Origin of the sequence: Amycolatopsis sp. WAC 04182 (genome assembly GCF_003947465.1) — a bacterium.
Lineage (GTDB): Bacteria > Actinomycetota > Actinomycetes > Mycobacteriales > Pseudonocardiaceae > Amycolatopsis.
Map to the genome: position 1 here is coordinate 970,639 of NZ_QHJJ01000003.1, position 24,364 is coordinate 995,002.

The window sequence follows — 24,364 nt, forward strand, 5'->3', positions numbered from 1 at the left end:
TGTTCCGCGGATCTTCCCGCCGACCCCGACGGCAGGGAATGATGGAAGTCCTGCTCGCCGTTCTCGGCATTCTCCTGTTCCTCCTGCTGACCGTCGGCACCGGTCTCGCCGTCGCCGCCGAGTTCTCCCTCACCGCGCTCGAGCGCAGCACGGTCGACGCGAACGTCCGCCAGGTCGGCGACAAGCGGGCGCACACCGTGCAGAAGGCGCACCGCACGCTCTCGTTCCAGCTCTCCGGCGCGCAGGTGGCGATCACGATCACCACCCTGATCACCGGTTATCTCGCGGAACCGGTGATCGGTGACCTGCTCCACCCGCTGTTCACCGCCGTCGGCTTCTCCGAAGGCGTGGCGAACGGGGTGTCGCTCGCGGTCGCGCTGATCGTGGCCACGTCGCTGTCGATGATCCTCGGCGAAATGATGCCGAAGAACCTCGCGATCGCCCGGCCGCTGCAGACCGCGCGCGCCGTCGCGGGGTACCACTCGCGGTTCTCGTCGTTGTTCCGCTGGCTCATCACCCTGATGAACAACAGCGCCAACTTCCTCGTCCGCAAGTTCGGCGTCGAGCCGCAGGAAGAACTGCGGTCGGCCCGGTCGCCGCAGGAACTCGGCTCGATCGTGCGGTCCAGCGCGGAAAGCGGCACGCTCGACACGTCGACGGCCGAGCTGCTGGACAAGTCGCTGCGCTTCGGCGAGCGGACGGCCGACGAGCTGATGACGCCCCGCGTCCAGCTCGAATCGCTGACCGTGGACGACACCATCGCCGACCTCATCGAGATCTCCCGCCGCACCGGCTTTTCCCGGTTCCCGGTCTACACCGAGGATCTCGACGACGTGCAGGGCGCGGTGCACATCAAACAGGCGTTCACCGTCCCGGCCGCCCAGCGCGCCGCGGTACGGATCGGTTCGGTCATGCGGCCGATCCCGACGGTGCCCGAATCGCTGCCGGGCGACTCGCTGCTCAACCGGCTGCGTGATTCCCGGTTCCAGCTCGCGATCGTCGTCGACGAGTACGGGGGCACCGCGGGGCTGGTGACCCTGGAGGACGTGGTCGAGGAGATCATCGGCGACGTCCGCGACGAGCACGACGAGCGGGAAGCACCGTCCTCCCAGCAGGTCGGCGCCGACAACTGGCTCGTTTCGGGACAGCTTCGCGCCGACGAGGTCACCGACGAGACCGGGTTCCGGATGCCCGACGGCGACTACGAGACCATCGCCGGGCTGATCCTCGAGCGGCTCGGCCGGATCCCCTCCCCCGGCGACGCCACCGATCTCGACGCCTGGCGGCTCACGGTGACCAAAATGGACCGTCTCCGCATCGCCGAGGTCGAAGTCCGCCGGGTCAGCGAGACCGCCACCTCCGCCGAGCAGGAGCCCGCCCGATGAGCGACTGGTTCAACATCTTCCTCGTCGTGGTCCTGCTGCTGGCCAACGCGTTCTTCGTCGGTGCCGAGTTCGCGCTGATCTCTTCTCGGCGCGACCGGCTGGAAGCCTTGCTGGAGCAGGGAAAGACCCGCGCCCGGATCGTCATCAACGCGAGCAAGAACGTCTCGCTGATGCTGGCAGGCGCGCAGCTCGGCATCACCATCTGCTCGTTGCTGCTGGGACGGCTCGGCGAGCCCGCCGTCGCGCACCAGCTGGCAGGTTTCTTCGAGCTGTTCGGGATTCCCGAGGTCCTGCTGCACCCGATCTCGTTCGCGATCGCGCTGGCGTTCATCACCATCCTGCACGTCCTCATCGGCGAGATGGTGCCGAAGAACCTCGCGATCGCCGAGCCGGAGCGGCTGGCGCTGTGGCTGGTCCCGGTGCACGTGGCGTGGGTGAAGCTCGCCAACCCGTTCATCTGGCTGCTGAACTTCGTGGCGAACTCGCTGCTGCGGATGTTCAAGGTCGAGCCGAAGGACGAACTCGAAACCGCCTACACGTCCGACGAACTCGCGGAACTGCTCAGTGAGTCGCGGCGCGAGGGGCTGCTGGAGCACTCCGAGCACCAGCGGCTGACCAAGACGCTGTCCTCGGTGGAGAAGACGGTGGCCGACGTGCTGGTCCCGACGGCTCAGCTGACCACGCTGCCCTGCTCGCCCACGTTGGGCGACGTCGAGCGCGCGGTTTCCTCGACCGGGTTCTCCCGCTTCCCGGTGTGCACCGACGACGGGACGCTGACCGGCTACATCCACGTCAAGGACATCCTCGACCTCGTGGGCGAGGACCCGACCACCGTGGTGCCGCCGGACAAGACACGGGCGCTCACCGAGTTGCACGCCGACTCCCGGCTCGACGAGGCGCTGTCGGCGATGCGCAAGGAAGGCAGCCACCTGGCGCGGGCGCTGAGCCCGGCGGGGACCGCGGTCGGCGTCGTCGCGCTGGAGGACCTCGTCGAGGAATACGTGGGAACCGTCCGCGACGGCACCCACGTCATGTCGTGACCGGACCGATCGTCCTTCCCGAGCCCGTCTGGCGGGCTCGGGAGGACGAGCACGTCACGCGGATGCGGCGCTGGACGACACCGCACCAGCGCCGACGCTCTCGGGGCGAGAAACATCCGGTGCTCGATTTCCTCTTCACCTACTACTCGCACCGGCCCGGGCATCTCGAACGCTGGCAGCCGGGCTCGGGGGTCGTGCTCGAAGGCGCGTCCGCCCGGCGGTTCCTGGAGCGGAAGGGCTACCTGGAGACGCCGCAGGGCGTCATGCTCGATCCGGCGGGCTTCACCGAGGGCCGGGCCAAAACCGCGGAATTCGTTGTCGGACTGCTTTCCGCGACCGCGTCCCGCTCTCCGAGACTCAGTTGTTTCGGCCTTCACGAATGGGCAATGGTTTACCGGGAATCGGCGGATGAGGTTCGTCACTCACAACTTCCGCTCCGGCTCGGCTCGGCCGGAACCGACGGCGTGGTCGAGTCCCTGGAGATCCGATGCGGGCACTACGACGCGTTCAGGTTCTTCACCGAGCCCGCCCGGCCTCGCAACACGCTGCGGCCGGCACGGGAGAACCAGGTCGAGTTCGAGCAGCCGGGCTGCCTGCACGCCAACATGGATCTCTTCAAGTGGGCGTACAAACTCGATCCGTTCGTGCCCGCCGAGCTGGTCGGGGACTGCTTTGAGCTGGCGGCGGACATCCGGGAACTGGACATGCGGGCGAGCCCGTACGATCTGACGGAGTTCGGGTACTCGCCCGTGCGGATCGAGAGCCCGGAAGGCAGGGCCGAGTACGCCCGCGCGCAGGCCGCTTTCGCCCGTCGGGCGGCGCCGCTGCGTGAGCACCTGATAGCGCATTGCCAACGGCTCCTGGCCGGGTTAAAGAAGGTGCCCGCGACACGCGGAAAACAACTGTGAGTCGTCGCATTCCCCGTAACATCCTCCCCTGTTAGAGTGATAACGGTTTGATTGCATACGCAGCGCGAGCGCGCACGTTTCGAAAGGACAACGATGGGGCGACACAGCGTGGCCGAGGAGCCGGTGCCGCATCCCCTCGACCCGCCGAAGCGACCTCAGGGTCGCGGTGAGGCGACCGGTTCACACCGGATCGTCGGGAAGAAGGCCCCGCGGCGCCGGATCGCCAAGTGGCCGATCGCCTGCCTGGTCCTCGTGGTCCTGGTCGCGATCGGTGTCTTCGGCTGGAACTGGGCCGACGGTGAGCTCAACACCCGCGCCGAAGCCCAGGCCAAGGCGTGCAGCGCCGGCGACACCCCGATGCGGATCATCGTGACCCCCAGCATCGAAAAGCCCGTGCGGACGGCGGCCGAGCGGTGGAACAACGCCGCGACCGTGGTCCGCGACCACTGCGTGGTCATCCAGGTGGACGCGCTGTCCTCCGCTTCCGTGCTCGACGGCCTCGTCGGCCGGACCAACCTGGACTCCATCGGCGGCCTCCCCGCCGCCTGGATCCCTGAGTCCACCTACTGGGTGACCGAGCTGAACACCGCCAAGCCCGAACTGGTCGGTTCGCCCGCCCAGTCGGTCGCGACGGCGCGTTCGGCCGACTACCCGCTCGTCGGGCTCGCCGGCAAGACCATCGACGAGGTCCAGATGCGCGCCTCGCAGACGTTCCGGCAGTACCTGCAGCAGCCGGCCCAGCAGGCCGACTTCGCCGCCGCGGGTATCAAGGCCACCTGAGGCCTCGGACTTACGGGAAAGGCCCCTTCACCGCTCGGGAAGGGGCCTTTCCCGTATCTCGAGGGCTCGTGAGCGGTAAGGACGCTAGGGCCCCAACCTCTGCGGCCGGTCCGTGAAGGCCTCCTTGCCTACCCTGAGGGTTGGCAAGGAGGCCTTCACTACCTCTGGGCAGCCATATTCGCCCCACGCGCAGCCGCGGTCGCATCGGTCTCGTGAATGGTGAGGACGGTTAGGAGTCAGGGTGGCTTCGGTACCCAGCCCCGTCCGTGAAGGCCTCCTTGAGGGACTCTGGGTCCCTCAAAGACGCCTTCACGGACTCGAGGCAAGCAAGGTTCAGGTACCGACCACTCAAGAGCCGAAGGTGTCCGGGTCCGGGCCGGTGCGGGTGCCGTCGTCGAACTCGGCGAGAGCCGCGAGATCGTCTTCGGCCAGTTCGAAGTCGAAGACGTCCAAGTTCTCGCGGATCCGGGACGGGGTCACGGATTTCGGGATGGCGACCGTGCCGAGCTGCAGATGCCAGCGCAGCACCAGCTGCGCGGGGCTCTTGCCGTATTTGGCGGCGAGGGCGGTCAGCGTCGGGTCCGAGAGCAGCGATCCCTGCGCGAGCGGGCTCCACGCCTCGGTGACGATGCCGTGCTCGGCGTGGAACTCCCGCAGCGCCTTCTGCTGCAACCGCGGGTGCAGTTCGACCTGGTTGACCGCGGGCACGATCCCGGTCTCGTCGAACAGCCGCCGCAGATGCGGGACGTGGAAGTTCGACACCCCGATGGCGCGCGCCCGGCCGTCCGCGTAGAGCTTTTCCAGCGCCCGCCAGGTTTCGACGTACTTCCCGCGGGACGGCGTCGGCCAGTGGATCAGGTACAGGTCCACGCGGTCCAGGCCGAGTTCCGCGAGGCTCGCGTCGAACGCGCGGAGCGCCTCGTCGTAGCCGTGGCCCGGATTCGCCAGCTTCGTGGTGATGAACAGTTCTTCGCGCGGCACGCCCGCCGAGCGGATCGCCTCGCCGACACCGGCTTCGTTCCGGTACGACGCGGCGGTGTCGATGCTGCGGTACCCGGCCTCGATGGCGGTCCGGACGACCTTGGCCGTGTCGCCCGCGGGTACCTGCCAGACACCGAAACCGAGTTGGGGGATGGCTACCTCGTTGTTCAGGACGACGGAAGGCACGGCCATGGAAGAGGAATCCTCACTGGAGTCTGTGGCAGGGCTTCTTGCCCCGCATCATTCCACCCCGCGTGCGGCGTACGCGCGCAGATACTCCGCCGTGTCCGCGTCGGCGGGGAAGAAGGATTCGATCACCAATTCGGCGACCGTGACGTCCAGCGGCGTCCCGAAGGTGGAGACCGTGCTGAAGAACGTGAGTTCGGCGTCCTCGTGCCGCAGTTTCAACGGGACGAAGATGTCACCTGGTCCGGGGACCTCCACCTCGGGAACCGGATCCGCGCACGGATAGGTGAGCAGTTCCTCCAGGAGCTCGGTCAGCGCCGGGTCGGCCGTCTGCGTCACCTGCCGCCGCAGCCTGCCGAGCAGATGAGCGCGCCACTCCCCCAGGTTCAGCACGTGCGGCGCCATCCCGTCCGGATGCAGTGTCACCCGCAGGACGTTGACCGGTGGCGTCATCAGGGCCGGCGAGACCAGGCCGGTCATGATCGAGATGCTCGCGTTGGCGTCGACCAGGTTCCACCAGCGGTCGGCGACGGCGGCCGGATACGGCTCGTGGCTGGTCATCAGCTGCCGGACCGCCTTGCGGACCGCCGCCATTTCCGGGGCACCGAGACCGCTTTCGGCGTACGCGGGCGCGTACCCCGCCGCCAGCAACAGCTGATTGCGTTCCCGCAAAGGCACCTCCAGATGTTCGCCGAGCCGCAGCACCATGTCCCTGCTGGGCTTGGACCGGCCGGTCTCCACGAAGCTCAGGTGCCGGGTGGAGATGTCCGCCGAGATGGCGAGATCCAGCTGGCTGATCCGGCGGCGGTCGCGCCATTCGCGGAGGAGCTCGCCGACGGGGCGGCTCGCGGTCACTGTGGTCGTCACGATCACGAACCTACGGCCACGGACGACGGGCCGCCATTACCTCCCGCGTAATCGACGGGACTCACCTTCAGCCGACAGAGTTACGGCATCGGTTGGCCCCCAAGGAAACGAGGAGACACCATGTCGGACATCCAGCGCGTCGCCGAGCAGTACATCGCCGTGTGGAACGAGACCGACGCGGACAAGCGCCGCGCGCTCATCGCCGAAGTGTTCACCGAGGACGCCGCCTACACCGACCCGCTCGGCGCGGTCACCGGCCACGACGGTGTCGACGGCTTTATCGCCGGCGCGCAGGCGCAGTTCGCCGGTCTGAGCTTCAGCCTGCCTGCCGCCCCCGACGCGCACCACGACATCGCGCGCTTCCAGTGGTACCTCGGCCCGGAGGGCGCGGAGGAGCCGCTGGCGATCGGCTTCGACGTCATCACCGTCGAGGACGGGCGGATCAAGCAGGTGCTGGGCTTTCTCGACAAGATGCCCGGCTGATCCTCAGGCGAAGGCCTCCGGTGGCGGGCAGGAGCAGACGAGGTTGCGGTCCCCCGCGGCCCCGTCGATCCGCCGCACCGGCGGCCAGATCTTCGACGCGGTGAACCCTGCCGGGAAGATCGCGATCTCCCTGCTGTACGGGCGATCCCACTCCCCCGCGAGACAGCGTGCGGTGTGCGGGGCGTTGCGCAGCGGGCTCTCGGCCACCGGCCACTCCCCCGCGGCGACCTTCTCGATCTCACCGCGGATCGCGATCATCGCGTCGCAGAACCGGTCGAGTTCGCCGAGATCCTCGCTCTCGGTGGGCTCGACCATGAGCGTTCCCGCGACCGGGAAGGACATCGTCGGCGCGTGGAGCCCGTAGTCGGCCAGCCGCTTGGCGACGTCGTCGACCGTGACGCCGGTGCGCTTGGTGATCGCGCGGAGATCGAGAATGCATTCGTGCGCCACGAGTCCCTCGTGCCCGGAGTACAGCACCGGATAGTGCGCGGCGAGACGTTTCGCGACGTAGTTGGCGTTCGCGACCGCGGTCAGGGTCGCGCGCCGCAGGCCGTCGGCGCCCATCATCCGGACGTAGGCCCAGGAGATCGGCAGGATAGACGCGCTCCCCCACGGCGCCGCACTGATCGGGCCCACGCCGGTCACCGGGCCCGCGTCCGGCTGCAGCGGGTGGTTCGGCAGGTACGGCGCCAGATGCGCGCGGACGCCGATCGGCCCGATGCCCGGCCCACCGCCACCGTGCGGGATGCAGAAGGTCTTGTGCAGGTTCAGGTGTGAGACGTCGGCGCCGAACTTCCCGTACTGCGCCACCCCGATGAGCGCGTTCAGGTTCGCGCCGTCGACGTACACCTGACCGCCCGCGTCGTGCACCAGCGCGCAGACCTCGCGGACGGTGTCCTCGTAGACGCCGTGCGTCGAGGGGTAGGTGATCATGATCGCGGCCAGGTCGTCCGCGTGCTCGTCCACAGTGGACCTGAGGTGGGCGAGGTCGATGTTGCCCTCGTCGTCGCATTTGACGACCACCACGCGCATACCGGCCATGACCGCGCTGGCCGCGTTCGTCCCGTGTGCGCTGGACGGGATCAAACAGACGTCGCGCGCCGCGTTCCCGCGTTCGCGGTGGTACGCGCGAATCGCCAGCAGTCCGGCGAACTCACCCTGGCTGCCGGCGTTCGGCTGCAGGGAAACCGCGTCGTAGCCGGTGATCCCGGCGAGCCACCGCTCCAGGTCCTTCACGACGGTGAGCAGACCGGCCGCGTCCTCGGCGGGCGCGAACGGGTGCAGACCGGCGAACTCGGGCCAGGTGATCGGCTCCATTTCGGCCGTGGCGTTGAGCTTCATCGTGCAGGAACCGAGCGGGATCATGCTCCGGTCGAGCGCGACGTCCTTGTCGGACAACGACCTCAGGTACCGGAGCAGCGCCGTCTCCGAGCGATGCGCGTGGAAGACCGGATGCGTGAGGTACTCACTGGCGCGGCGCAGATCCGGCGGGAAGCCGTCCGCGGTGTCCGCGTCGAGCGAGTCCACATCGGACACCGCGACCCCGAACGCCTTCCACACCAGGGAAAGATGCTCGCGGGTCGTCGTCTCGTCGCAGGCGACGGCGACGTGGTCCGCGTCCACGAGCCGAAGGTTGACCCCGAGTTCCCTCGCGGTGGCGACGATCCCGGTCGCACGGCCCGGGACGGCGACCATGACAGTGTCGAAGAATTCGCAGTGCACGACGTCGACGCCGCTCTCGGCGAGCCCCGCCGCGAGCACGGTGGCCATCCGGTGGGCGCGGTTCGCGATGGCGCGCAGGCCTTCGGGGCCGTGGTACACCGCGTACATCGACGCGATCACCGCCAGCAGCACCTGGGCGGTGCAGATGTTGCTCGTCGCCTTCTCCCGGCGGATGTGCTGCTCGCGGGTCTGGAGCGCGAGCCGGTACGCGGGCGCGCCGTCGGCGTCCTTCGACACCCCGACCAGCCGTCCGGGCAACTGCCGTTCGAGCCCTTGCCGGACGGCGAGGTACGCCGCGTGCGGCCCGCCGAAGCCCATCGGGACCCCGAACCGCTGCGTGGATCCGATCGCGACGTCGGCACCGAGCTCTCCGGGCGACCGCAGCAGGGTCAGCGCCAGCGGATCCGCGGCCATCACCACCGCCGCGCCCAGCGCCTTGGCCTCGGCGATGGTGTGGTCCCATTCGCGGACGACGCCCGACGCGCCCGGATACGACAGCAGCACGCCGAAGAAGTCGCCGCCGAGCCCGAGCCCGGTGATGCCCTGGGACAGATCCGCGGTCACCAGCTCGATGCCGAGCGGTTCGGCGCGGGTGCGCAGGACCTCGATCGTCTGCGGAAGGGTGTCCTCGTCGACCACGAACCGGTTCGACTTCGCCTTGCCCGCCCGGCGGACCAGCGTCATCGCCTCCGCCGCGGCGGTCGCTTCGTCCAGCATGGAGGCGTTGGCAATCGGCAGGCCGGTCAGGTCGGAGACCATGGTCTGGAAGTTCAGCAGCGCTTCGAGGCGGCCCTGCGAGATCTCCGGCTGATACGGCGTGTACGCGGTGTACCAGGCCGGGCTCTCCAGCACGTTCCGGCGGATCACCGGCGGGGTCACGGTGTCGTGGTAGCCGAGCCCGATCATCTGGACCATCGGCCGGTTGCGCGCGGCCAGCGCGCGGAGTTCGGCGAGAGCGCCGGTCTCGGTGGCGGGCGGCGGCAGATCCGGCGGTGCCGCGGACTCCCGCAGCGACGCGGGGACGGCCCGCTCGGCGAGCTCGTCCAGGGAGGCGACGCCGACGACGTCGAGGATGCGCGCGAGCTCTTCGCTGCCGGGACCGATGTGCCGGTCCGCGAAGGGGGTTCCGGATTCGAGAGCGGCCAGTGAAACGGGCTCCATCGGGGACCTCCCAAGACGCGGGGGTGGGGCCGGGACGATTGTCCTGGCCCTCCCCACTCTGTCCGTACCCCCGTGGGGGCGCCTGAGAGTTTCGCCCGAGTGTTGAGCCGGGCTTGCACCGTCGGCGGGGCCGCCAGGCTGTGACCTGGCGAACCACTTTCCAGAGGCGTCTCTTCCGCGCGGTCCAGGGTGCCTGAGAGGTTCCGGGGAGGACTTGCTCCTTCGGCGCCGAGCTCAACGGTTATCGACTCGGTCTCTCCCGCGCGGATTCGTCGACCGCGGAAGTGAGCCTACCCTGCCGCCCGCGCGGCTTCATGATCAGCCGGTGCGACGTGCGTTACGGCGCTGCGTGAGCTCGTCCGGCGTGACCGTTTCGATCACGCCGCCGTCGGCCCGCTCGGCCGGGAACTCGTGGATGGTGCCGCTGATCTCCTGCATCGCTCCGCTGACCGCGATCCCGAAGACACCCTGCCCGCCCTGCAGTAAATCGACGATCTCTTCGGGCGAGGTGCACTCGTAGACGGTGGTGCCGTCGGAGAACAGGGTGACCTTGGCGAGGTCGCGGACGCCGCGCAGGCGCAGGTGGTCGACGGCGACGCGGATGTTCTGCAGGGAGACGCCGGTGTCCAGCAGCCGCTTGACGACCTTCAGGACGAGGATGTCCTTGAACGAGTAGAGCCGCTGCGAACCGGAGCCGTGCGCCGTGCGGATGCTCGGCGCGACCAGCTTCGTGCGGGCCCAGTAGTCGAGCTGCCGGTAGGTGATCCCGGCGATCTGGCAGGCGGCGGGGCCGCGGTAACCGACGAGTTCGTCCGGGAGGGAAGAGTCGGGGAACAGCTCGCCCTGCTCGCCGTCAGCGACCGGAACGAGCGGCTCTTGAGGGCTACCAGCCTCGACCACGCCATGCCTCCCCTCGCCCGACCTGGCGGCCGGCGAACAAAGCCGCGCGGACCCACGTGAGTCCGCACCGGAGTTCCTCGTCAAGACGAATGCCCCAGACATCCGAATCACACCTTGGCGATTCACCTTCATTGACGGTAAGCGCGTCCGGCAAAGCGGTCAACGCGACGCGCGGTCGGCCTCAAGCTCTTCTTGAGGCTTGTCGAGCACAGTCCCCCATTCGGCCGCACGATTGCGAGTTTTACTCAGCCGTGTTATTTTTTACTCATGCAAGTAAATCCCTCCACCCAGAGTGCCATGCAAGAGGTCCAGGCGGAACTGGGGCTGTCGGTCACCGAGGCGGCCCGGCGGGCCCAGATCATCGGAGCCACGATCGCGACGATCTCCGACCTCGGCTACCACAAGACGTCGTTCGCGAAGATCAAGGAGCGGGCCGGGCTGTCCAGCACCCGGATCATCTCGTACCACTTCACCAACAAGGCCGGCTTGATGCAGGCCGTGGTCACCACCGCGACCGGGATGAAGGACAAGTTCCTCGAAGAGCGGATCCAGGGCACGACCGACCGGGCCGGTCTCCTGCGCGGCTACATCGAATCGGAGATCGCGTTCCTGGGCTCGTACCCGGAACTGGTGCGGGTCATGGTCGAGATGGGTGCGAGCGGCTCGGACGCCGAAGGCTGGTTCATGTCGGCGCCGCTGGTCGAGGAGTTCCGGACCGGCCGGCTCGAACGTCAGCTGCGGCAAGGACAGCAGGAAGGCGCTTTCGGCGGCTTCGCGCCGGACGTGATGGCACTGTCGATCGCGCAGGCCATCGACGGTGTCGCGGCGAAGTTCGCGGCGGACCCGAAGCTGGACCTGGAGCGGTACGGGCGGGAACTGGCGGACCTGTTCGTCAAGGCGACCGCCGCTTGAGCCCGGGCAGGCCGCGAGTACGACGAAGGGGCGGCGCCACCGGCACCGCCCCTTCGTGCGAAATCCCAGGATGTGATCAGGTGTCGGCGCCGCGGAAGTCCTCCGGCGAGACCGAGTCGAGGAACTCGCGGAACTTCTCGACCTCGTCCTCCTGCTCGTCGGGGATGATGAGGCCCGCTTCCTCCAGCACCGCGTCCACGGCGTGGATGGGCACCCCCACCCGCAGCGCCAGCGCCACCGAATCGCTCGGTCGCGCCGAAACCCGGATGTCCCCGTCGAAGACCAGTTCCGCGAAGAACGTGCCTTCCTTCAGATCGGTGATGACGACCTGCTCCAGCTCACGGCCCAACGCTCCGATGACCTCCTTGAGCAGGTCATGGGTGAGTGGACGGGCCGGGCGGACTCCCTGCTGCTCCAAGGCGATGGCGGTGGCCTCGACCGAGCCGATCCAGATCGGCAGGTAACGCTCGCCTTCGGTTTCCCGCAGCAACAAGATCGGCTGATTCGCGGGTAGCTCCACCCGCACGCCGACGACGCGCATCTCGCTCATCGGGCTTCGCCTCCCTCTCGTGCGCACGGGCTGCAACGCTTGTCTCGACGACCAAGCGACGGCAGTCCCGACGCTACCCGTCTTCCGAGCGCTGTGCTCGCTGTCTCCGACATTCTCGGTTCGCCCGTGGCAAACCCAACTCTCACGGTACGGCATAGGGTGCCGAACATTCAGGCATTGACAAGTGGCCGCACAACGGCTCCCGGTCGCCCGAAGCCGTTCAACCGCCTGTGACAGCCCGTATTCCGGCCTTCACCAAGAGCGTGTGCAACGCCACGGTCAAGGCGGCCAGCTCCCGGACGACCTCGTCGCCCCTCGCCTGGGCGTCCTCGTCACGATGCCGATACACCGGGGTCACGATCTGCTCCAGCAGGCCGACCTCGCGATCCGCCGCGGCCCGGAAGGCACGCAGATGTCTCGGCTCTATACCGAATTCGGTCATCGCTTTCACGGTCTTCGCCACCAGGACCGCGTCCGGGTCGAAGAACCCCGCCGCTCCAGGGCGTACGAGACCGTATTGCCGCAGCTCAGCCAGGGTGGCGGCGTCGATTCCGGCCTGGCGGAGGAGATCTTCCTCGGTCAGCCTGATCTCGCGGTCGGTCTCGAAATCCCCCGGGGTCGGCAGTCCGCCGTTCTCCCCGGGGGCGTCGAGTGACACGAGTTTCCGCGGCAGCCGTGGCATCGCCGCGGTGTGGTCGGCGGGCGCGGCGCCCTGATCCGCCGCGTCCAGCTGTTCCTTGATGACCTTCAGCGGGAGGTAGTGATCCCGCTGGGCGGACAGGACGAATCGCAACCGCTCCACGTCCGCCGGAGCGAACTGCCGGTACCCCGACGGGGTCCGGCCCGGCTGGACCAGACCCTCCGCCTCGAGGAACCGGATCTTGGAGATGGTGACATCGGGAAAGTCGCCGCGCAGCTGTGCCAGCACGGCCCCGATGCTCAACCCATCGCGCTGCGACGCATCCCGATCAGGCCGCCCGGCCGCCGTCACCGTGCCCCCTGGCCCCCGTGACCCGGGCCGGTCAGGAAGACCAGGCGGAACTTGCCGATCTGCACCTCGTCGCCACCGGCGAGGACGGCCTGGTCGACCGGCTCGCGGTTGACGTAGGTGCCGTTGAGGCTGCCGACGTCGATGACGACGAACTCGCCACCCTCACGGCGGAACTCGGCGTGCCGCCGGGAGACCGTGACGTCGTCGAGGAAGATGTCGCTGTCCGGGTGCCGTCCCGCGCTGGTGGTGTCGCGGTCCAGCAGGAAGCGCGAACCCGCGTTCGGGCCCCGCTTGACGACCAGCAGCGCGGAACCCGCGGGCAGCGCGTCCACACCCTGGACGGGGGCCTCGGCAGCCGGAGGAGCCTCAGTGCCTTCGACGTCGGCCAGGAAGTCGGCCCGGAAGACAGAAGTCCGCTCCGGAGACTGCTCCGGGGGAACGCCGGGCCCGTCGTTCGTGCTCACCTGAGCTCTCCTAACGCATGTGTGTTGCCACTACTCAAGAACGTGTGGAGGTCAAACGTACCGTGCCTGATCGAATCTCCGGCCCGCGGCTCCCCCTACTCTTCCCGAAGGGCCGCGGCCTGCGGCTATTCCTTGATCAGGGCCTGGTACGCCTCGGCCTCCAGCAGGGATTCGACCGAGCTGGCGTCATCCAGCCGGAGCTCGATCAGCCAGCCCTCGCCGTAGGGGTCGCTGTTGATCAGCTCGGGTGACTCGGTCACCGCGTCGTTGACCGCGACCACTTCGCCGTCGAGCGGGGCGAACAGCTCCGAAACGCTCTTGGTCGACTCGACCTCGCCGAACGCGTCGCCCGCGCCGACCTGCTTGCCGACCTCGGGGAGTTCGACGAACACCACGTCACCGAGCTGGTCCTGGGCGTACTCCGTGATGCCCACGCGCACGAGCCCGCCATCGCGCACGGAGACCCACTCGTGCTCCTCGGTGTACCGCAGTTCTTCTGGAGTGGTCAACGCCGCTCCCCTTTCTCAGCCCTCGCTCGAAACCGACGCGCGCAGTTTCGCATCCCGCCGGGTCACGCGCCCGCCGCCTCCCGCAACTCGCCGGGTTCGGCCGTTCGCAGCGCGCACACCGTCTGGACGACGTACAACACGCCCGAATAGACGTACAGGACCGCGCCCCACGCCGTGAAGGCGTACCCGATCGGCCTGGCGATCGCGGCGATGTCGGATCCGCCCTGGGTGAGCAGCAGGAACGGGAAGGCGTACATCAGCACGAAGGTGGCGCCCTTGCCGATGTAGGTGACCTCCGGCGGGGCGAATCCGCGATGCCGCAGCACCAGCACGCAGACGCCGAGGACGGCTTCGCGGACGACCAGCGGGACCACCAGCCACCACGGGATGATGTCGCGGATCAGGAAGGCGATGAGGGTCGCGAGGATGTAGAGCCGGTCGGCGGCGGGGTCGAGCAGCTGGCCGAGCCGGGACATCTGGTTGAGCCAGCGGGCGAGTTTGCCGTCGAGCCAGTCGGTGAGCGCGCTGAACACGAGCAGCGCGAGCGCCCAGCCGTCCTCCTTCGGGCCGAGGAGCAGCCACAGGAAGACCGGCACCCCGGCGAGCCGGAGGATCGAAAGCATGTTGGGAACGTTCAGGGCCTGCCGCAGCAAGGAGGGTTCTTCGCTGGTCACGCTCGGTTCCGGGGGCGTACTCACCCGCTCAGCCTATCCAGCGGCGGCAGGTCCTCCCCCGTCAGCTGGCCCGGGTGTGGGTCCAGCCTCGGCGTTGCAGGTCCGCGCTGGTCAGCGCCACGGGCCTGCCCCGGTGGTCGGTGCCCATCCAGCGGTTGTGGCCGGCTGAGGTCTCGAGGACGTACGGGCGGCCGCCACACCAGACGACGGTGCACGGTGCCGTCGGCGGCAGCTCCGTGCTCGCCGGTGCGGTGGCCTGGGGTGACGCGGGGTCGGTCTGTTCGTCGGTCTTCATCACTCTCACGGTTTCGTGACGGGGACTGGGACACGCCGGAGCGCTACCTGTGTTTTCGGCAGAAAGGGGCCGCGCGTTAACGGATCCGGCGTGGATTCGTCCGATCGGTTCGCAACGACAGCAGGGTGTTGTCGCGCTGTGAACGGCATGTTAATCGTCCACAATGGACAGTGCTTGCGCGGTCCTCGCGTACCGCGGCGCCACGGGCGCGATAGCCTCCCGCGAATCGAACGTGGCTCAATGCCACGGCTTCGGGCCCGGCCGGGTCAGAATGGGCCGGCCACGACCGGCCGACGAAAGGATCGCCTTGCCCGTCTCGACCACCACGGGAACGTGGCGGCGCCTGTTCGCGGCCTGCGCCGTCTGTGCCGCCGTCGGAACGCTCGCCGCCTGTTCGGGCGAAGATCCGCCACCGCCTGTCACCGCGCTGTCGGTCTCGCCGCCCTCGGTCCCCACAGCGGTGTCCAGCGTGTCGGTGCCGCCGATCCCGTCACAGACCCCGCCGAGTCCCTCAGCCGCCCCGCCTCCCACTTCCCAGCCGAAACCCGCTGAACCGGTTCAGGGTTCGTGCGGCACGGTCACCGCGGCCAGCGGGCTGACCCTGCAGGTGCTCAACGGCCCCGGGGTCTCGTGCGCGGACGCGACCGGGATCGTCGGTTCGTTCCACAAGAGGATCGCCGGACGGCAGTCCGCGGGCTCGGACGAGCCGGTCAGCGAGACCGTGGACGGCTGGCTGTGCGTCTCGGGCGCTCCCGCCGCGCAAGGCGGCACCAGTTGCAGCAAGGGCGAACAGAACGTGTTCGCCGCCGTCGTCCCCGTCGAATGAACCATCCTCGAGAAGAAGGGCCCATGAAGAGCCTCGCCGTGCTCCCCGCCGCGTTCGCCGTCGTCCTGCTGAGCGGATGCGGCGCCGATCCCGCTCCCGCGGCCGCGCCGCCGCCCTCCCCCGCTCCCACGGCCGACCAGGTCCTGGCCGGCACACCCTGTGGCGAGGTCACCGGGTTCCAGGGCGCGAAGAACAAGGTCGTCGTGCGCGGGAAGGCCGAGTGCGCCGAAGCGACGCAGGTGCTCACGGACTACTTCGCCAAGTTGACGCCCGCCGAGGCGGCGTCACCGCAAGGGCCCGGCCCGGTGGTGGTCGGGGCCTGGACGTGCGGGAGCGGGCCGAACGATCCGGTGACGAGTTGCTCGACCGAGGACGAGCGCCAGATCGAAGCGACCCGCTCCTGAGCGTCAGCTGCCCCAGACGGCGCCGCACATGGTGTAAGCCTCGAACTTCTGTCCCGAGATCCCGCCGTCCCGCGGCGCGTCCCGGCGCCCGTGCCCCCTGAAGTACATGAAGGCCCCCTTCCTTGCGCCTGGCGCAAGGAAGGGGGCCTTCATGTACTCGGGAGGGGGTCCTTCACGCGCGGCCACTGTGGCTGCTGGTGTACCTGGGACCAGAGCAGCGACCCTGAAGGTAGTGAAGGCCTCCTTGAGGGACCCTGAGTCCCTCAAGGAGGCCTTCACGGACCGCGGTCCCGCGCTCAGAGAAGCCAGTAGGTACCTGGGCCGAAAGCTCCTTTCACCGCATCAGACACAGTGAAGGGAGCCATCACCCCACCCCCGGCCCGCTCCCGCGAACGCCACCTTTGCTTACTCTCGAGGACCCTCGCCTCGCCGCTTGCCCACGTCCAGCCGGTACAGGACGACGCCCACGATCACCATGCCGACGAGGAAGAGACCCAGCGCGCCGCCCGCCGAGACCTTCCAGATCAAGGGCGATCGCGACCGATGGGCGAACCCGTCACCGGCGAACACCGTGTCACCCGCCGAGATGTCCTCGCCCAGGATCCGGCCGCCTCCGGTACGACCGTCGGCGAAGCGCCATTTCCCGGAGCAGTAGGGGGTCTGGCCGTTCACTGCGGATCCCTCCGAGGTGCACCCCGAGATCTCGGTGACCGTGACGTCCTCGCCGGTGCTCAACTCACCGATGTCGGAACCGAGGAAGCCCCAGACGACACCGAAGATCAGCAGAAAAGGGAGAACGGTCGAAAGCACCGACGAAAGAACTGCGGGTTTCCGCGCGTTTTCCGGCGCTGGACTCCTTTCGTCGTTCACTGGAGCCTCAGCAGGACTTCGCGTTCGAGTTTGCCGACGAGAAGGTACTGGGGCCGGTATCCGGGCGGGACCACGAAGCAGACGAGACCCGTGGTGCCGTCGAAAGCGCCGGGAGCGCCCGCGCAGTCCTTGACCCGTTCCGGCTCACCGTGTTCGTCGGCCGACAGCTCGAGTGCCGTGCCGCCGAGGCGGGACGCCTCGATCCGCAAGGTGAGGACGTGGAATTCGCTCAACCACGCCTCGGCTCCCTCGGGCGGGCCGGGCCTGCTGTCGAGCACACGCACGGCCGCCTCCCCGGAGACGGCGGTCTGTCCCTGGGCGAACACCGGCCGCGGTCCCCATAGGTCGCGCCGGAGTTCCCAGAAATTCGGGACCGGGTCGGCCACCTCGCCATAGGCCGTCTCGCCGAACCCGACCGGCGTCAGCACGACGAACGCGGCGAAGGCCAGCCCGGCGAGGAACGGCAACGCCTTCCGCGTGACCCCCAGTCTCGCCAGTTTGACCAGCACGACGGCCGCGAGCGCCAGGAGCACCCAGCCAAGGGACATCGCCGTGATCTTCTCCCACGGATGGTGGGCTTCCACGACGTCGGTGGCCCCGCGCACGGACAAGACCCGGTCTGTCACCGACGAAAGCCGGGCGACCACCGGATCGGCGAGGCCGAACGTGTCTCGTGTCGGCAATTCGATCGCGCGGCCGTCTTCGGCGATCGCCAGGACCTCGTAGCTGGTACGCGGGCCGTGCTGTCCTTCGCTGGTCGTGGAGTTCCACTCGGAGATCACCGCGCGCACGTTGTACGTGCCGGCCAGCCCTTCGACGGTCCACCGCCCGGCGAAGGCCGCGACGGTTCCCCAGACGATCCCGATCACGAACGCGATGATCAGCGCGTTCGTCCGCTGCCCGTCTTTCCGATCCAGTTCCCGGAAGACCACCAACACCCCCTGTCCGGCTCGCCCAGTTTATGAGCCGAAGCCGCCGCGCGGCACGGGATTTGTACCCACCCCCTTGCGATCCGAGGTAAGAGTCGTCTAGACTCAAACTATGCTCACCAGGGAAGACGCCGTGACGATGATCGAGAACACGGTCGACGCGGCCGCTCTGTTCGCCCGCCATCGCTACCGCGAACTGGCGGCCTTGCTCCACCCCGACCGCAACCCCGGTGACGAGCGCGCCCACCGGGCCGCCGCCACCCTCAACCGCCTCCACGACGACTGGAAACGCGCCCGGCAGCAGACCGTCACCACGGCGACGTCGGCGTACACCCTCACCTCGCCACACGCGGTGGGCAGTGTCGCGACGACGTACCGGACCACCGGGCCCCATCTGGTCAAACTCGTCCGCGACCCGGCGCTCAACCCGCTGATCCACGCCGAGTGGACGGCACTGCGCACGCTCGACGGCTTCACCGAACGGCACCGATGGCTACGCCCCTATTACCCGCGACTGCTGGACACCTCGGGTCCGGTGGCCAGGGGCGACCGCGCGTTCAGCGTCCTCGATCCGCTCGTCGACGGGTTCGTCACCCTCGCCGACATCGGGAAGGCCTTCCCCGGCGGGCTCGACGGCCGCGACTACGCGTGGATGCACCGCCGCCTCCTGCGTGCCGTGGCGGGCGCCCATCGCGCGGGTGTCGTCCATGGCCACCTCACCGCGGACAACGTGCTCGTCCATCCGGGACAGCACGGCATCGTCGTCGTCGGCTGGTCCTTCGCCGTCGAGGACGGCGTGCTCCCGCTGGCGGCGGACAAGTCCATCCGGTACCCGCCGGAAGTCCACAAAGGACTACCGGTGACCGCGGCCACCGACGTCCACATGCTCCACCGCATGATGCTGGAACTCCTGGCACCGGACGAAATCCGTCAACGCGAGTTCGCGACCTGGTGCACACAGGAAGCGCCGGCACAACGACCCGACGCCGCCGATCTGCTCGACGAGTACGACGCACTGCTCGACGACTTGTACGGACCTCGCACCTTCCGACCCTTCACCATCCCCGAGACAGGAGCCTGACCATGGGACACGGACACTGGGACGACAACGCCTACGCCGCCGCGAAGACTTTCCGGCGTGCCAAGGGTGAGGACGACTTCGGCTACACCGCCGATCTTCGCTCCAAGCCCGCGAAAGACTGGAAGGTGGCGCCCGCGCTCGACCCGCTGAACGTCGTCCGGGAATGCCGGGATTCGGCCGACCACGCCGATTCGACGCCGATCGCGGTGCTGTTCGACGTCACCGGCTCGATGCGCCGCGTGCCGCGGGTCATGCAGGGCAAGCTCGGCAAACTGCACGGGCTGCTGAAGCGCCGGGGCTACCTGACCGACCCGCAGGTCCTGTTCGGCGCGATCGGCGACGCCGACAGCGACCGGGTCCCGTTGCAGGTCGGGCAGTTCGAATCGGACAACCGGATGGACGAGCAGCTGCGCACGATCTTCCTCGAAGGCGGTGGCGGCGGGCAGAAGAGCGAGTCCTACGAACTGGCCGCCTACTTCATGGCCCGGCACGTCGTCACCGACGCTTGGCAGAACCGCGGCCGCAAGGGGTACCTGTTCATCATCGGCGACGAGCTGAACAAGCCGGCGCTGGAGGCGCGCCACATCCGCCGGGTGATCGGGGACGACGTGCGGGAGGACATCGACCCGGCCTCGGTGTACCGGGAGCTGGCCCGTAAGTGGCACGTCTACTTCGTGCTGCCGAACCAGTCGTCGTACTACAACGACCCGGAGATCGGCGAACACTGGAGCGGCCTGCTCGGCCAGAACTTCCTGAAGCTCGACGATCCCGGTGCGGTGTGCGAGCTGATCGCCGCCACCATCGGGCTGGAAGAGCGGGTCGTCGACGTCGACCGGGCGCTCGCCGATCTGGCGGACGTCGGCTCGGTCGCCGAAAGCAGGGCGGTCGGCAAGGCGCTGGCGAAGCTGGGCGCCAAGTCGGTCGTCACCTCGGCGGTCCCCGATGCCGATGGGCCGAGCGACGTGGTGCTGCGATGAGTCTCCTGGACGGGCACGTGGTGGTGGTCGGGCTCGGCTTCGGCGACGAAGGCAAGGGCGCGGTGGTCGACGCGCTCTGCGCCGCCCGGCCCACCACCGCCGTGGTCCGCTTCAACGGGGGCGCGCAGGCCGCGCACAACGTCGTCGTGGACGGGCGGCACCACACGTTCAGCCAGTTCGGGGCGGGCACGTTCGCGGGCGTGCCCACCCATCTGTCGCGGTTCGTGCTGGTCGAGCCGTTCGCGCTGGCCGCGGAAGCGCGGCGGCTCGAAGCGGCGGGCATCGGGAATCCGCTCTCGCTGCTGAGCGTGGACGGCCGGGCCCTGCTCACGACCCCGTTCCACATCCACGCCAACCGGGCGAGGGAGGAGGCCCGGGGCGCGAACCGGCACGGCTCGTGTGGGAAGGGCATCGGCGAGACCGTCTGGTACTCGCTGTTGCCCGGAGCCGTGCCGGGTGAGGTGGTGGAGAACCAGGAGGTGATCGGGACGCCGGGGGAAGCGCCCACGGTCGCCGACTGTGCCCGGCCGTCGGTGTTGCGGCGCAAGCTGGACGCGCTCGCGCGGTTCTACGCCCCGCTCGCCACACCACCGCACAGTGTGGACGAACTGGTGTCGCTGTACCGCGACTTCGCGGACGCGGTGCGGATCACCGACGGGGACGAAACGGGACGGCTGGCGGATTCCGGGCGGCTGGTCTTCGAGGGAGCGCAGGGGGCTCTCCTCGACCAGCACCACGGATTCCATCCGCATACGACCTGGTCCACCACCACGCCGCACAACGCCCGCGCGCTGCTGGGCGGGCGCCCGCACGCCGTCCTGGGGGTCACGCGGACGTACCTCACCCGGCACGGCGCGGGGCCGCTGCCGACCGAGTCCGCCGCCGTGCTCGCCCGTTTTCCGGAGGCGCACAACGAAACCGGGGAATTCCAGGGCGCGTGGCGGGCGGGCCATCTCGACGCGGCCCTGCTGGAGTACGCGATCGCGGCCTGCGACGGCGTGGACGCGCTCGCGGTGACCCACCTCGACGCGACCGGGCTGAAGGTCGTCCCCGAGGACGGCTCCCCCGCCGTCGACCTGCCGGATCCGCTGGCGTGGTTCGGCGAGCGGCTGCCGGTGGCCGTCGCCGGGTACGGCCCGGACAGGGCCGGTTACCGGGTCACGGAGGCAAGGTCGACAATCAACGCGTGATCGAGTCGACGCCGGTGTCCGTTGACGTGCTCGTGGTGCGGTTCGCGCCCGGCACCAGGAAAGTGCTGCTGGGAATCGCGCCGCGAGCCGCCGAACCGTTCGCGGGGGAACTCGCCTTGCCCGGGGTCTTGCTCGGGCTCGGGGAACGGCTGAGGGAGGCGGCGCACCGGGCGGTGGTCGGCAAACTCGGCCTGCCGTCCGACGCGCTCTCGGCGACGGGACAGCTCGCCACCTTCGACGAGCCGAACCGTGATCCCCGTGGTCCCACGCTCTCCATCGCCTTGTGGGCCACGGTGGATCCCGCGCTCGACGAGCCGGGGAACGTGGTGTGGGCGCCGCTGGACGAGGTCCCGCCACTGGCGTTCGACCACGACCGGATCGTGGCGGACTGCCGCCCGATGCTGGCCGAGCGGCTGTGGCGGGACGTCGCGTTCACCGCCGGGCTGCTGGGCCCGATCTTCACGACGGCCCAGGCGCTGGACGCGACCGAAGCGCTGACCGGGGACCGCCCCTATCCGGCCAACCTCGGCCGGACCATGGAGCGGGTCCCCGGTCTGCGGCGCACCACCGAACACGCGGCCGCCCTCCCCAAGGGAGGACGGCCGCCGTCGTTGTGGCGCTGGGAGTGACGCGGTCAGATCCCGCAGGAGGACGCCGACCAGAACCGGGTGGACCGGTGTGCCACGTGCGTGTGATCGTTGTGTCCGGGGTAGCCCGGGCCGAGGATCTCACTGAACCCGTGGTTACGGGCCTGCTTCGCCAGCCCGCAGAAGCCCTGCGAGCCCGCACCGAGGTCGACCGCGTCGCCGTAGAGGTGACGGCTGTTGGTCGCCCCGCCGACGGCGTTGTTGCAGGCGACGCTGCGGAAACCGCCGTTGACGTCGATCGGCCGGTCGCCCATGGCGTGCCGCATCGCCTGCAGCTTCCACATCGAGACCAGCGCGTTGGCCTTCGCCGTCGCCGCTGAGACGTTGCCGCCCGACCAGTCGGAGTTGCACCGGTTCAGTTCGGCGTAGGTGAAGTTGACCGGCGTGCAGTCGTCGTCCTGCAACGCGTAGAGCTTGCTGAACGTGGCCGATCCGGCGATGCCGTCCGCGGCCAGCCCGTACGCCTGCTGGAAGCGGGTGACCGCGGCCTTGGTGCCCGCGCCGAACTGGCCGTCGATGGCGAGCACGCCCCCGTAACCGGGGTAGCCGGCGACCCGGATCTGCAGTTGCCGGACGTCCTCACCGGACGCGCCCTGGGACAACGTGCGCCCCCAGGAGTAACAGGCGTCGGCGACGGACACTTCGCCCGCCGTCACCGGGCCAGGATCGGCGGCGGCCGGAGCGGCCACCGCGGTACCGAGCCCGGCCACCAGGGCGAGCATCGGCAGGAGGAAACGAATGCGCATGACAGGAACACCTTTCAAGCAGGGAAGGTGAGACCCGTGACCCCCACGGGTTGTCAACGATTCACTGCCGAGGATGCTAACGCGGTTCCGGTTACCGCGCTGTGGGTCGTTCGACCCACACGTGTCTGTCGCGCCTGCAAACGGGGCCGTCAGCCCTTCAGCTGCGGGAAGTCCTCTTCGCGGAACTCCCCCGCCGGCCGTCCGTCGGCCTCGTTCTCCCGTCCGCGCAGTTCGACGCGCCGGATCTTGCCGGAGATCGTCTTCGGCAGTTCGGTGAACTCCAGCCGCCGGATTCGCTTGTACGGAGCCAAATGTTCCCGACAGAAGGCCAGGATGGACACCGCGGTGCCGGCCGTCGGCTCGTGCCCGTTCGTCAGGACGACGTACGCCTTCGGCACCGCGAGCCGGATGGGGTCGGGCGCGGGGACGACGGCCGCTTCGGCGACCGCTTCGTGTTCCAGCAGGACACTTTCCAGCTCGAACGGCGAGATCCGGTAGTCCGACGCCTTGAAGACGTCGTCCGTGCGGCCCACGTAAGTGATGTAGCCGCGTTCGTCGATCGAGCCGACGTCCCCGGTGTGGTAGAAGCCGTTCGCGAAGGCCGCGGCCGAGCGTTCCTCGTCGTCGGCGTACCCGGCCATCAGCCCGACCGGTCGCTTGTCGAGGTCGAGACAGATCTCGCCTTCCTGGGCGCGTTCGCCGGTGACGGGGTCCACGAGCGCCACGGTGAAGCCCGGCAGCGGGCGCCCCATCGAGCCCGGCACGACTTCCTGCCCGGGCGTGTTGGCGATCTGGACGCTGCTCTCTGTCTGCCCGAAACCGTCACGAATCGTGACGCCCCAAGCCTTTTCGACCTGGTCGATCACTTCGGGGTTGAGCGGCTCGCCCGCGCCGACCACCTTGCGCGGCGGCGTCTTCAGCACGGTCAGATCCGCTTGGATGAGCATCCGCCACACCGTCGGCGGGGCGCAGAAACTGGTGATGCCACACCGGTCCATCTGCGCCATCAAGGAGACAGCGTCGAACCGCACGTAGTTGTAGAGGAACACCGTCGCTTCGGCGTTCCACGGCGCGAAAACGTTGCTCCACGCGTGTTTCGCCCAGCCTGGCGACGAGATGTTGAGGTGGACGTCGCCTGGTTCGAGCCCGATCCAGTACATTGTGGACAGATGACCGACCGGGTACGAAACCTGCGTGTGCTGCACGAGTTTCGGCTTCGCGGTGGTCCCCGAGGTGAAGTACAGCAGGAGCGGGTCTTCCGCCGCGGTCGGGCCGTCGGGCGTGAAGGTGTCCGCTTCCTCGTAGGCGTCCACGAAGGACCGCCAGCCCTCGACCGGTTCACCGACGGCGATGCGCGTGTAGTCGCCCTCGACGTTCTCGAACTTGTGCGCGTCGACGGACCGGATCACCACGTGTTTCGCCGCGCCCCGCTCGACCCGGTCGGTGAGGTCCGCCGGGCCGAGCAGCGTCGAAGCCGGGATGATGACGGCGCCCAGTTTGATCGCGGCGAGGATCGTCTGCCACAGCTCGCCCTGGTTGCCGAGCATCAGGATCAGCCGGTCGCCCCTGGCCACGCCGAGCGAGCGCAGCCAGTTCGCGACCTGGTTGGACCGCCGCGCCATCTCCGGATAGGTCCAGCGGTTCTCGATGCCGTCCTCTTCGACGATCCACAGCGCGTACCGGTCCTGGTTGGCCGGGTCGGCCGCGACGACGTCGAACCAGTCCAGGGCCCAGTTGAACTCGGCGGGCCGGGGCCAGGTGAAGTCCCGATAAGCGGTTTCGTAGTCCTCGCGATGGGCCTGCAGATAGTCCCGTGCCTCGCGGAACGTGCGGTATGCCTCCGAAGCGCTCACGATCGTCCTCCTGGTCCTGGTTGGCCGCCGGTT

At 68.9% G+C, this 24,364-nt stretch carries 26 protein-coding genes and 1 riboswitch; of the genes, 12 read left to right on the forward strand and 14 right to left on the reverse strand.

Annotation, left to right across the window (positions count from 1 at the left end):
• The first annotated feature begins 38 nt into the window (after nt 1-38).
• The 4 genes from DMH01_RS18265 (at nt 39) to DMH01_RS18280 (ending at nt 4,113) form a co-directional block, all read left to right on the forward strand.
• Nucleotides 39-1,385: a hemolysin family protein gene (locus DMH01_RS18265; protein WP_125678274.1), complete on the forward strand. Its 1,347-nt coding sequence runs from the start codon at nt 39-41 to the stop codon at nt 1,383-1,385.
• Nucleotides 1,382-2,425, forward strand: coding sequence for a hemolysin family protein (locus DMH01_RS18270; RefSeq protein ID WP_125678276.1), 1,044 nt, complete (start codon nt 1,382-1,384; stop codon nt 2,423-2,425). The genes DMH01_RS18265 and DMH01_RS18270 overlap by 4 nt, the downstream gene beginning before the upstream one ends.
• Nucleotides 2,422-3,333, forward strand: coding sequence for a 3-methyladenine DNA glycosylase (locus DMH01_RS18275; protein ID WP_125678278.1), 912 nt, complete (start codon nt 2,422-2,424; stop codon nt 3,331-3,333). The genes DMH01_RS18270 and DMH01_RS18275 overlap by 4 nt, the downstream gene beginning before the upstream one ends.
• A gap of 93 nt (nt 3,334-3,426) precedes the next feature.
• Nucleotides 3,427-4,113 carry a hypothetical protein gene (locus tag DMH01_RS18280; protein WP_233621582.1) on the forward strand — a complete coding sequence of 229 codons (687 nt, stop codon included), beginning with the start codon at nt 3,427-3,429 and terminating at the stop codon, nt 4,111-4,113.
• Nucleotides 4,114-4,461: 348 nt separating this feature from the next.
• Here DMH01_RS18280 and DMH01_RS18285 read toward each other — a convergent pair whose 3' ends face one another.
• Both DMH01_RS18285 and DMH01_RS18290 read right to left on the reverse strand, forming a co-directional pair.
• The gene (locus tag DMH01_RS18285) at nt 4,462-5,286 is read right to left on the reverse strand and encodes an aldo/keto reductase (RefSeq protein WP_125678280.1); all 825 of its coding nucleotides are present in this window, start codon (nt 5,284-5,286) and stop codon (nt 4,462-4,464) included.
• A gap of 48 nt (nt 5,287-5,334) precedes the next feature.
• The gene (locus DMH01_RS18290; protein WP_199745525.1) at nt 5,335-6,153 is read right to left on the reverse strand and encodes a helix-turn-helix domain-containing protein; all 819 of its coding nucleotides are present in this window, start codon (nt 6,151-6,153) and stop codon (nt 5,335-5,337) included.
• 114 nt (nt 6,154-6,267) lie between these two features.
• Here DMH01_RS18290 and DMH01_RS18295 point away from each other — a divergent pair, with 114 nt between their 5' ends.
• Nucleotides 6,268-6,630, forward strand: a complete 363-nt coding sequence (locus DMH01_RS18295) for a nuclear transport factor 2 family protein (protein ID WP_125678282.1) — start codon at nt 6,268-6,270, stop codon at nt 6,628-6,630.
• Between the two features lie 3 nt (nt 6,631-6,633).
• On the opposite strand, the gene gcvP is transcribed toward DMH01_RS18295, so the two are convergent.
• Nucleotides 6,634-9,513, reverse strand: coding sequence for an aminomethyl-transferring glycine dehydrogenase (gene gcvP, locus DMH01_RS18300; protein WP_125678284.1), 2,880 nt, complete (start codon nt 9,511-9,513; stop codon nt 6,634-6,636).
• A gap of 170 nt (nt 9,514-9,683) precedes the next feature.
• Nucleotides 9,684-9,785, reverse strand: a riboswitch (glycine riboswitch).
• A gap of 46 nt (nt 9,786-9,831) precedes the next feature.
• A complete protein-coding gene (locus DMH01_RS18305; protein WP_005150040.1) occupies nt 9,832-10,413 on the reverse strand; it encodes a MerR family transcriptional regulator in 582 nt (193 codons plus the stop codon).
• A 297-nt stretch (nt 10,414-10,710) separates the two neighbouring features.
• Here DMH01_RS18305 and DMH01_RS18310 point away from each other — a divergent pair, with 297 nt between their 5' ends.
• Nucleotides 10,711-11,325, forward strand: coding sequence for a TetR/AcrR family transcriptional regulator (locus DMH01_RS18310; RefSeq protein ID WP_125678286.1), 615 nt, complete (start codon nt 10,711-10,713; stop codon nt 11,323-11,325).
• A gap of 76 nt (nt 11,326-11,401) precedes the next feature.
• On the opposite strand, the gene DMH01_RS18315 is transcribed toward DMH01_RS18310, so the two are convergent.
• The 6 genes from DMH01_RS18315 to DMH01_RS18340 form a co-directional block, all read right to left on the reverse strand.
• Nucleotides 11,402-11,875, reverse strand: a complete 474-nt coding sequence (locus tag DMH01_RS18315; RefSeq protein WP_005150031.1) for a bifunctional nuclease family protein — start codon at nt 11,873-11,875, stop codon at nt 11,402-11,404.
• 220 nt (nt 11,876-12,095) lie between these two features.
• A complete protein-coding gene (locus DMH01_RS18320; protein ID WP_199745526.1) occupies nt 12,096-12,866 on the reverse strand; it encodes a MerR family transcriptional regulator in 771 nt (256 codons plus the stop codon).
• Nucleotides 12,863-13,330 carry a glycogen accumulation regulator GarA gene (gene garA / locus DMH01_RS18325; RefSeq protein ID WP_005150023.1) on the reverse strand — a complete coding sequence of 156 codons (468 nt, stop codon included), beginning with the start codon at nt 13,328-13,330 and terminating at the stop codon, nt 12,863-12,865. Before garA ends, DMH01_RS18320 begins: the two co-directional genes overlap by 4 nt.
• 125 nt (nt 13,331-13,455) lie before the next feature.
• On the reverse strand, nt 13,456-13,839 hold the full coding sequence (gcvH, locus tag DMH01_RS18330; RefSeq protein ID WP_125678290.1) for a glycine cleavage system protein GcvH: 384 nt from the start codon (nt 13,837-13,839) through the stop codon (nt 13,456-13,458).
• Between the two features lie 62 nt (nt 13,840-13,901).
• Nucleotides 13,902-14,537, reverse strand: coding sequence for a CDP-alcohol phosphatidyltransferase family protein (locus tag DMH01_RS18335; protein WP_125678291.1), 636 nt, complete (start codon nt 14,535-14,537; stop codon nt 13,902-13,904).
• A 37-nt stretch (nt 14,538-14,574) separates the two neighbouring features.
• The gene (locus tag DMH01_RS18340) at nt 14,575-14,808 is read right to left on the reverse strand and encodes a hypothetical protein (RefSeq protein WP_199745527.1); all 234 of its coding nucleotides are present in this window, start codon (nt 14,806-14,808) and stop codon (nt 14,575-14,577) included.
• 307 nt (nt 14,809-15,115) lie between these two features.
• On the opposite strand from DMH01_RS18340, the gene DMH01_RS43335 reads away from it, so the two are divergent.
• Together DMH01_RS43335 and DMH01_RS18355 are read left to right on the forward strand one after the other, a co-directional pair.
• Nucleotides 15,116-15,634 carry a hypothetical protein gene (locus tag DMH01_RS43335; RefSeq protein WP_233621583.1) on the forward strand — a complete coding sequence of 173 codons (519 nt, stop codon included), beginning with the start codon at nt 15,116-15,118 and terminating at the stop codon, nt 15,632-15,634.
• A gap of 23 nt (nt 15,635-15,657) precedes the next feature.
• Nucleotides 15,658-16,038 carry a hypothetical protein gene (locus tag DMH01_RS18355; protein ID WP_125678293.1) on the forward strand — a complete coding sequence of 127 codons (381 nt, stop codon included), beginning with the start codon at nt 15,658-15,660 and terminating at the stop codon, nt 16,036-16,038.
• Nucleotides 16,039-16,443: 405 nt separating this feature from the next.
• Here the strand turns inward: DMH01_RS18355 and DMH01_RS18360 are convergent, their stop codons facing one another.
• Both DMH01_RS18360 and DMH01_RS18365 read right to left on the reverse strand, forming a co-directional pair.
• The gene (locus tag DMH01_RS18360; protein WP_125678295.1) at nt 16,444-16,848 is read right to left on the reverse strand and encodes a hypothetical protein; all 405 of its coding nucleotides are present in this window, start codon (nt 16,846-16,848) and stop codon (nt 16,444-16,446) included.
• 56 nt (nt 16,849-16,904) lie between these two features.
• Nucleotides 16,905-17,840: a hypothetical protein gene (locus DMH01_RS18365; protein ID WP_125678297.1), complete on the reverse strand. Its 936-nt coding sequence runs from the start codon at nt 17,838-17,840 to the stop codon at nt 16,905-16,907.
• A gap of 109 nt (nt 17,841-17,949) precedes the next feature.
• On the opposite strand from DMH01_RS18365, the gene DMH01_RS18370 reads away from it, so the two are divergent.
• Genes DMH01_RS18370 through DMH01_RS18385 form a run of 4 tightly spaced genes read left to right on the forward strand, consistent with a single transcriptional unit; the run spans nt 17,950 to nt 21,714 of the window.
• Nucleotides 17,950-18,918: an adenylate cyclase gene (locus DMH01_RS18370; protein WP_125678299.1), complete on the forward strand. Its 969-nt coding sequence runs from the start codon at nt 17,950-17,952 to the stop codon at nt 18,916-18,918.
• A 2-nt stretch (nt 18,919-18,920) separates the two neighbouring features.
• Complete coding sequence (locus DMH01_RS18375; RefSeq protein ID WP_125678301.1) at nt 18,921-19,895, forward strand: hypothetical protein; 975 nt, start codon at nt 18,921-18,923, stop codon at nt 19,893-19,895.
• Nucleotides 19,892-21,085 (forward strand): adenylosuccinate synthetase, encoded by a 1,194-nt coding sequence (locus DMH01_RS18380; RefSeq protein ID WP_125678302.1) that lies wholly within the window; start codon nt 19,892-19,894, stop codon nt 21,083-21,085. The genes DMH01_RS18375 and DMH01_RS18380 overlap by 4 nt, the downstream gene beginning before the upstream one ends.
• The gene (locus DMH01_RS18385) at nt 21,082-21,714 is read left to right on the forward strand and encodes an NUDIX domain-containing protein (RefSeq protein ID WP_125678304.1); all 633 of its coding nucleotides are present in this window, start codon (nt 21,082-21,084) and stop codon (nt 21,712-21,714) included. The genes DMH01_RS18380 and DMH01_RS18385 overlap by 4 nt, the downstream gene beginning before the upstream one ends.
• Before the next feature lie 5 nt (nt 21,715-21,719).
• Here DMH01_RS18385 and DMH01_RS18390 read toward each other — a convergent pair whose 3' ends face one another.
• Nucleotides 21,720-22,478 carry a D-Ala-D-Ala carboxypeptidase family metallohydrolase gene (locus DMH01_RS18390; protein WP_125678306.1) on the reverse strand — a complete coding sequence of 253 codons (759 nt, stop codon included), beginning with the start codon at nt 22,476-22,478 and terminating at the stop codon, nt 21,720-21,722.
• Nucleotides 22,479-22,627: 149 nt separating this feature from the next.
• A complete protein-coding gene (locus DMH01_RS18395) occupies nt 22,628-24,331 on the reverse strand; it encodes an AMP-binding protein (protein WP_125678309.1) in 1,704 nt (567 codons plus the stop codon).
• Nucleotides 24,332-24,364 lie beyond the last annotated feature (33 nt).

Bases quoted from the DNA above. Each gene is read 5' to 3' on its own strand.
- DMH01_RS18270 (WP_125678276.1), top strand. From the start codon at position 1,382: ATGAGCGACTGGTTCAACATCTTCCTCGTCGTGGTCCTGCTGCTGGCC.
- DMH01_RS18315 (WP_005150031.1), bottom strand. From the start codon at position 11,875: ATGAGCGAGATGCGCGTCGTCGGCGTGCGGGTGGAGCTACCCGCGAAT.
- DMH01_RS18380 (WP_125678302.1), top strand. From the start codon at position 19,892: ATGAGTCTCCTGGACGGGCACGTGGTGGTGGTCGGGCTCGGCTTCGGC.
- DMH01_RS18285 (WP_125678280.1), bottom strand. From the start codon at position 5,286: ATGGCCGTGCCTTCCGTCGTCCTGAACAACGAGGTAGCCATCCCCCAA.
- DMH01_RS18370 (WP_125678299.1), top strand. From the start codon at position 17,950: ATGCTCACCAGGGAAGACGCCGTGACGATGATCGAGAACACGGTCGAC.
- DMH01_RS18375 (WP_125678301.1), top strand. From the start codon at position 18,921: ATGGGACACGGACACTGGGACGACAACGCCTACGCCGCCGCGAAGACT.
- DMH01_RS18280 (WP_233621582.1), top strand. From the start codon at position 3,427: ATGGGGCGACACAGCGTGGCCGAGGAGCCGGTGCCGCATCCCCTCGAC.
- DMH01_RS18340 (WP_199745527.1), bottom strand. From the start codon at position 14,808: ATGAAGACCGACGAACAGACCGACCCCGCGTCACCCCAGGCCACCGCA.
- DMH01_RS18310 (WP_125678286.1), top strand. From the start codon at position 10,711: ATGCAAGAGGTCCAGGCGGAACTGGGGCTGTCGGTCACCGAGGCGGCC.
- gcvP (WP_125678284.1), bottom strand. From the start codon at position 9,513: ATGGAGCCCGTTTCACTGGCCGCTCTCGAATCCGGAACCCCCTTCGCG.
- DMH01_RS18265 (WP_125678274.1), top strand. From the start codon at position 39: ATGATGGAAGTCCTGCTCGCCGTTCTCGGCATTCTCCTGTTCCTCCTG.
- DMH01_RS18295 (WP_125678282.1), top strand. From the start codon at position 6,268: ATGTCGGACATCCAGCGCGTCGCCGAGCAGTACATCGCCGTGTGGAAC.
- DMH01_RS18355 (WP_125678293.1), top strand. From the start codon at position 15,658: ATGAAGAGCCTCGCCGTGCTCCCCGCCGCGTTCGCCGTCGTCCTGCTG.
- DMH01_RS18390 (WP_125678306.1), bottom strand. From the start codon at position 22,478: ATGCGCATTCGTTTCCTCCTGCCGATGCTCGCCCTGGTGGCCGGGCTC.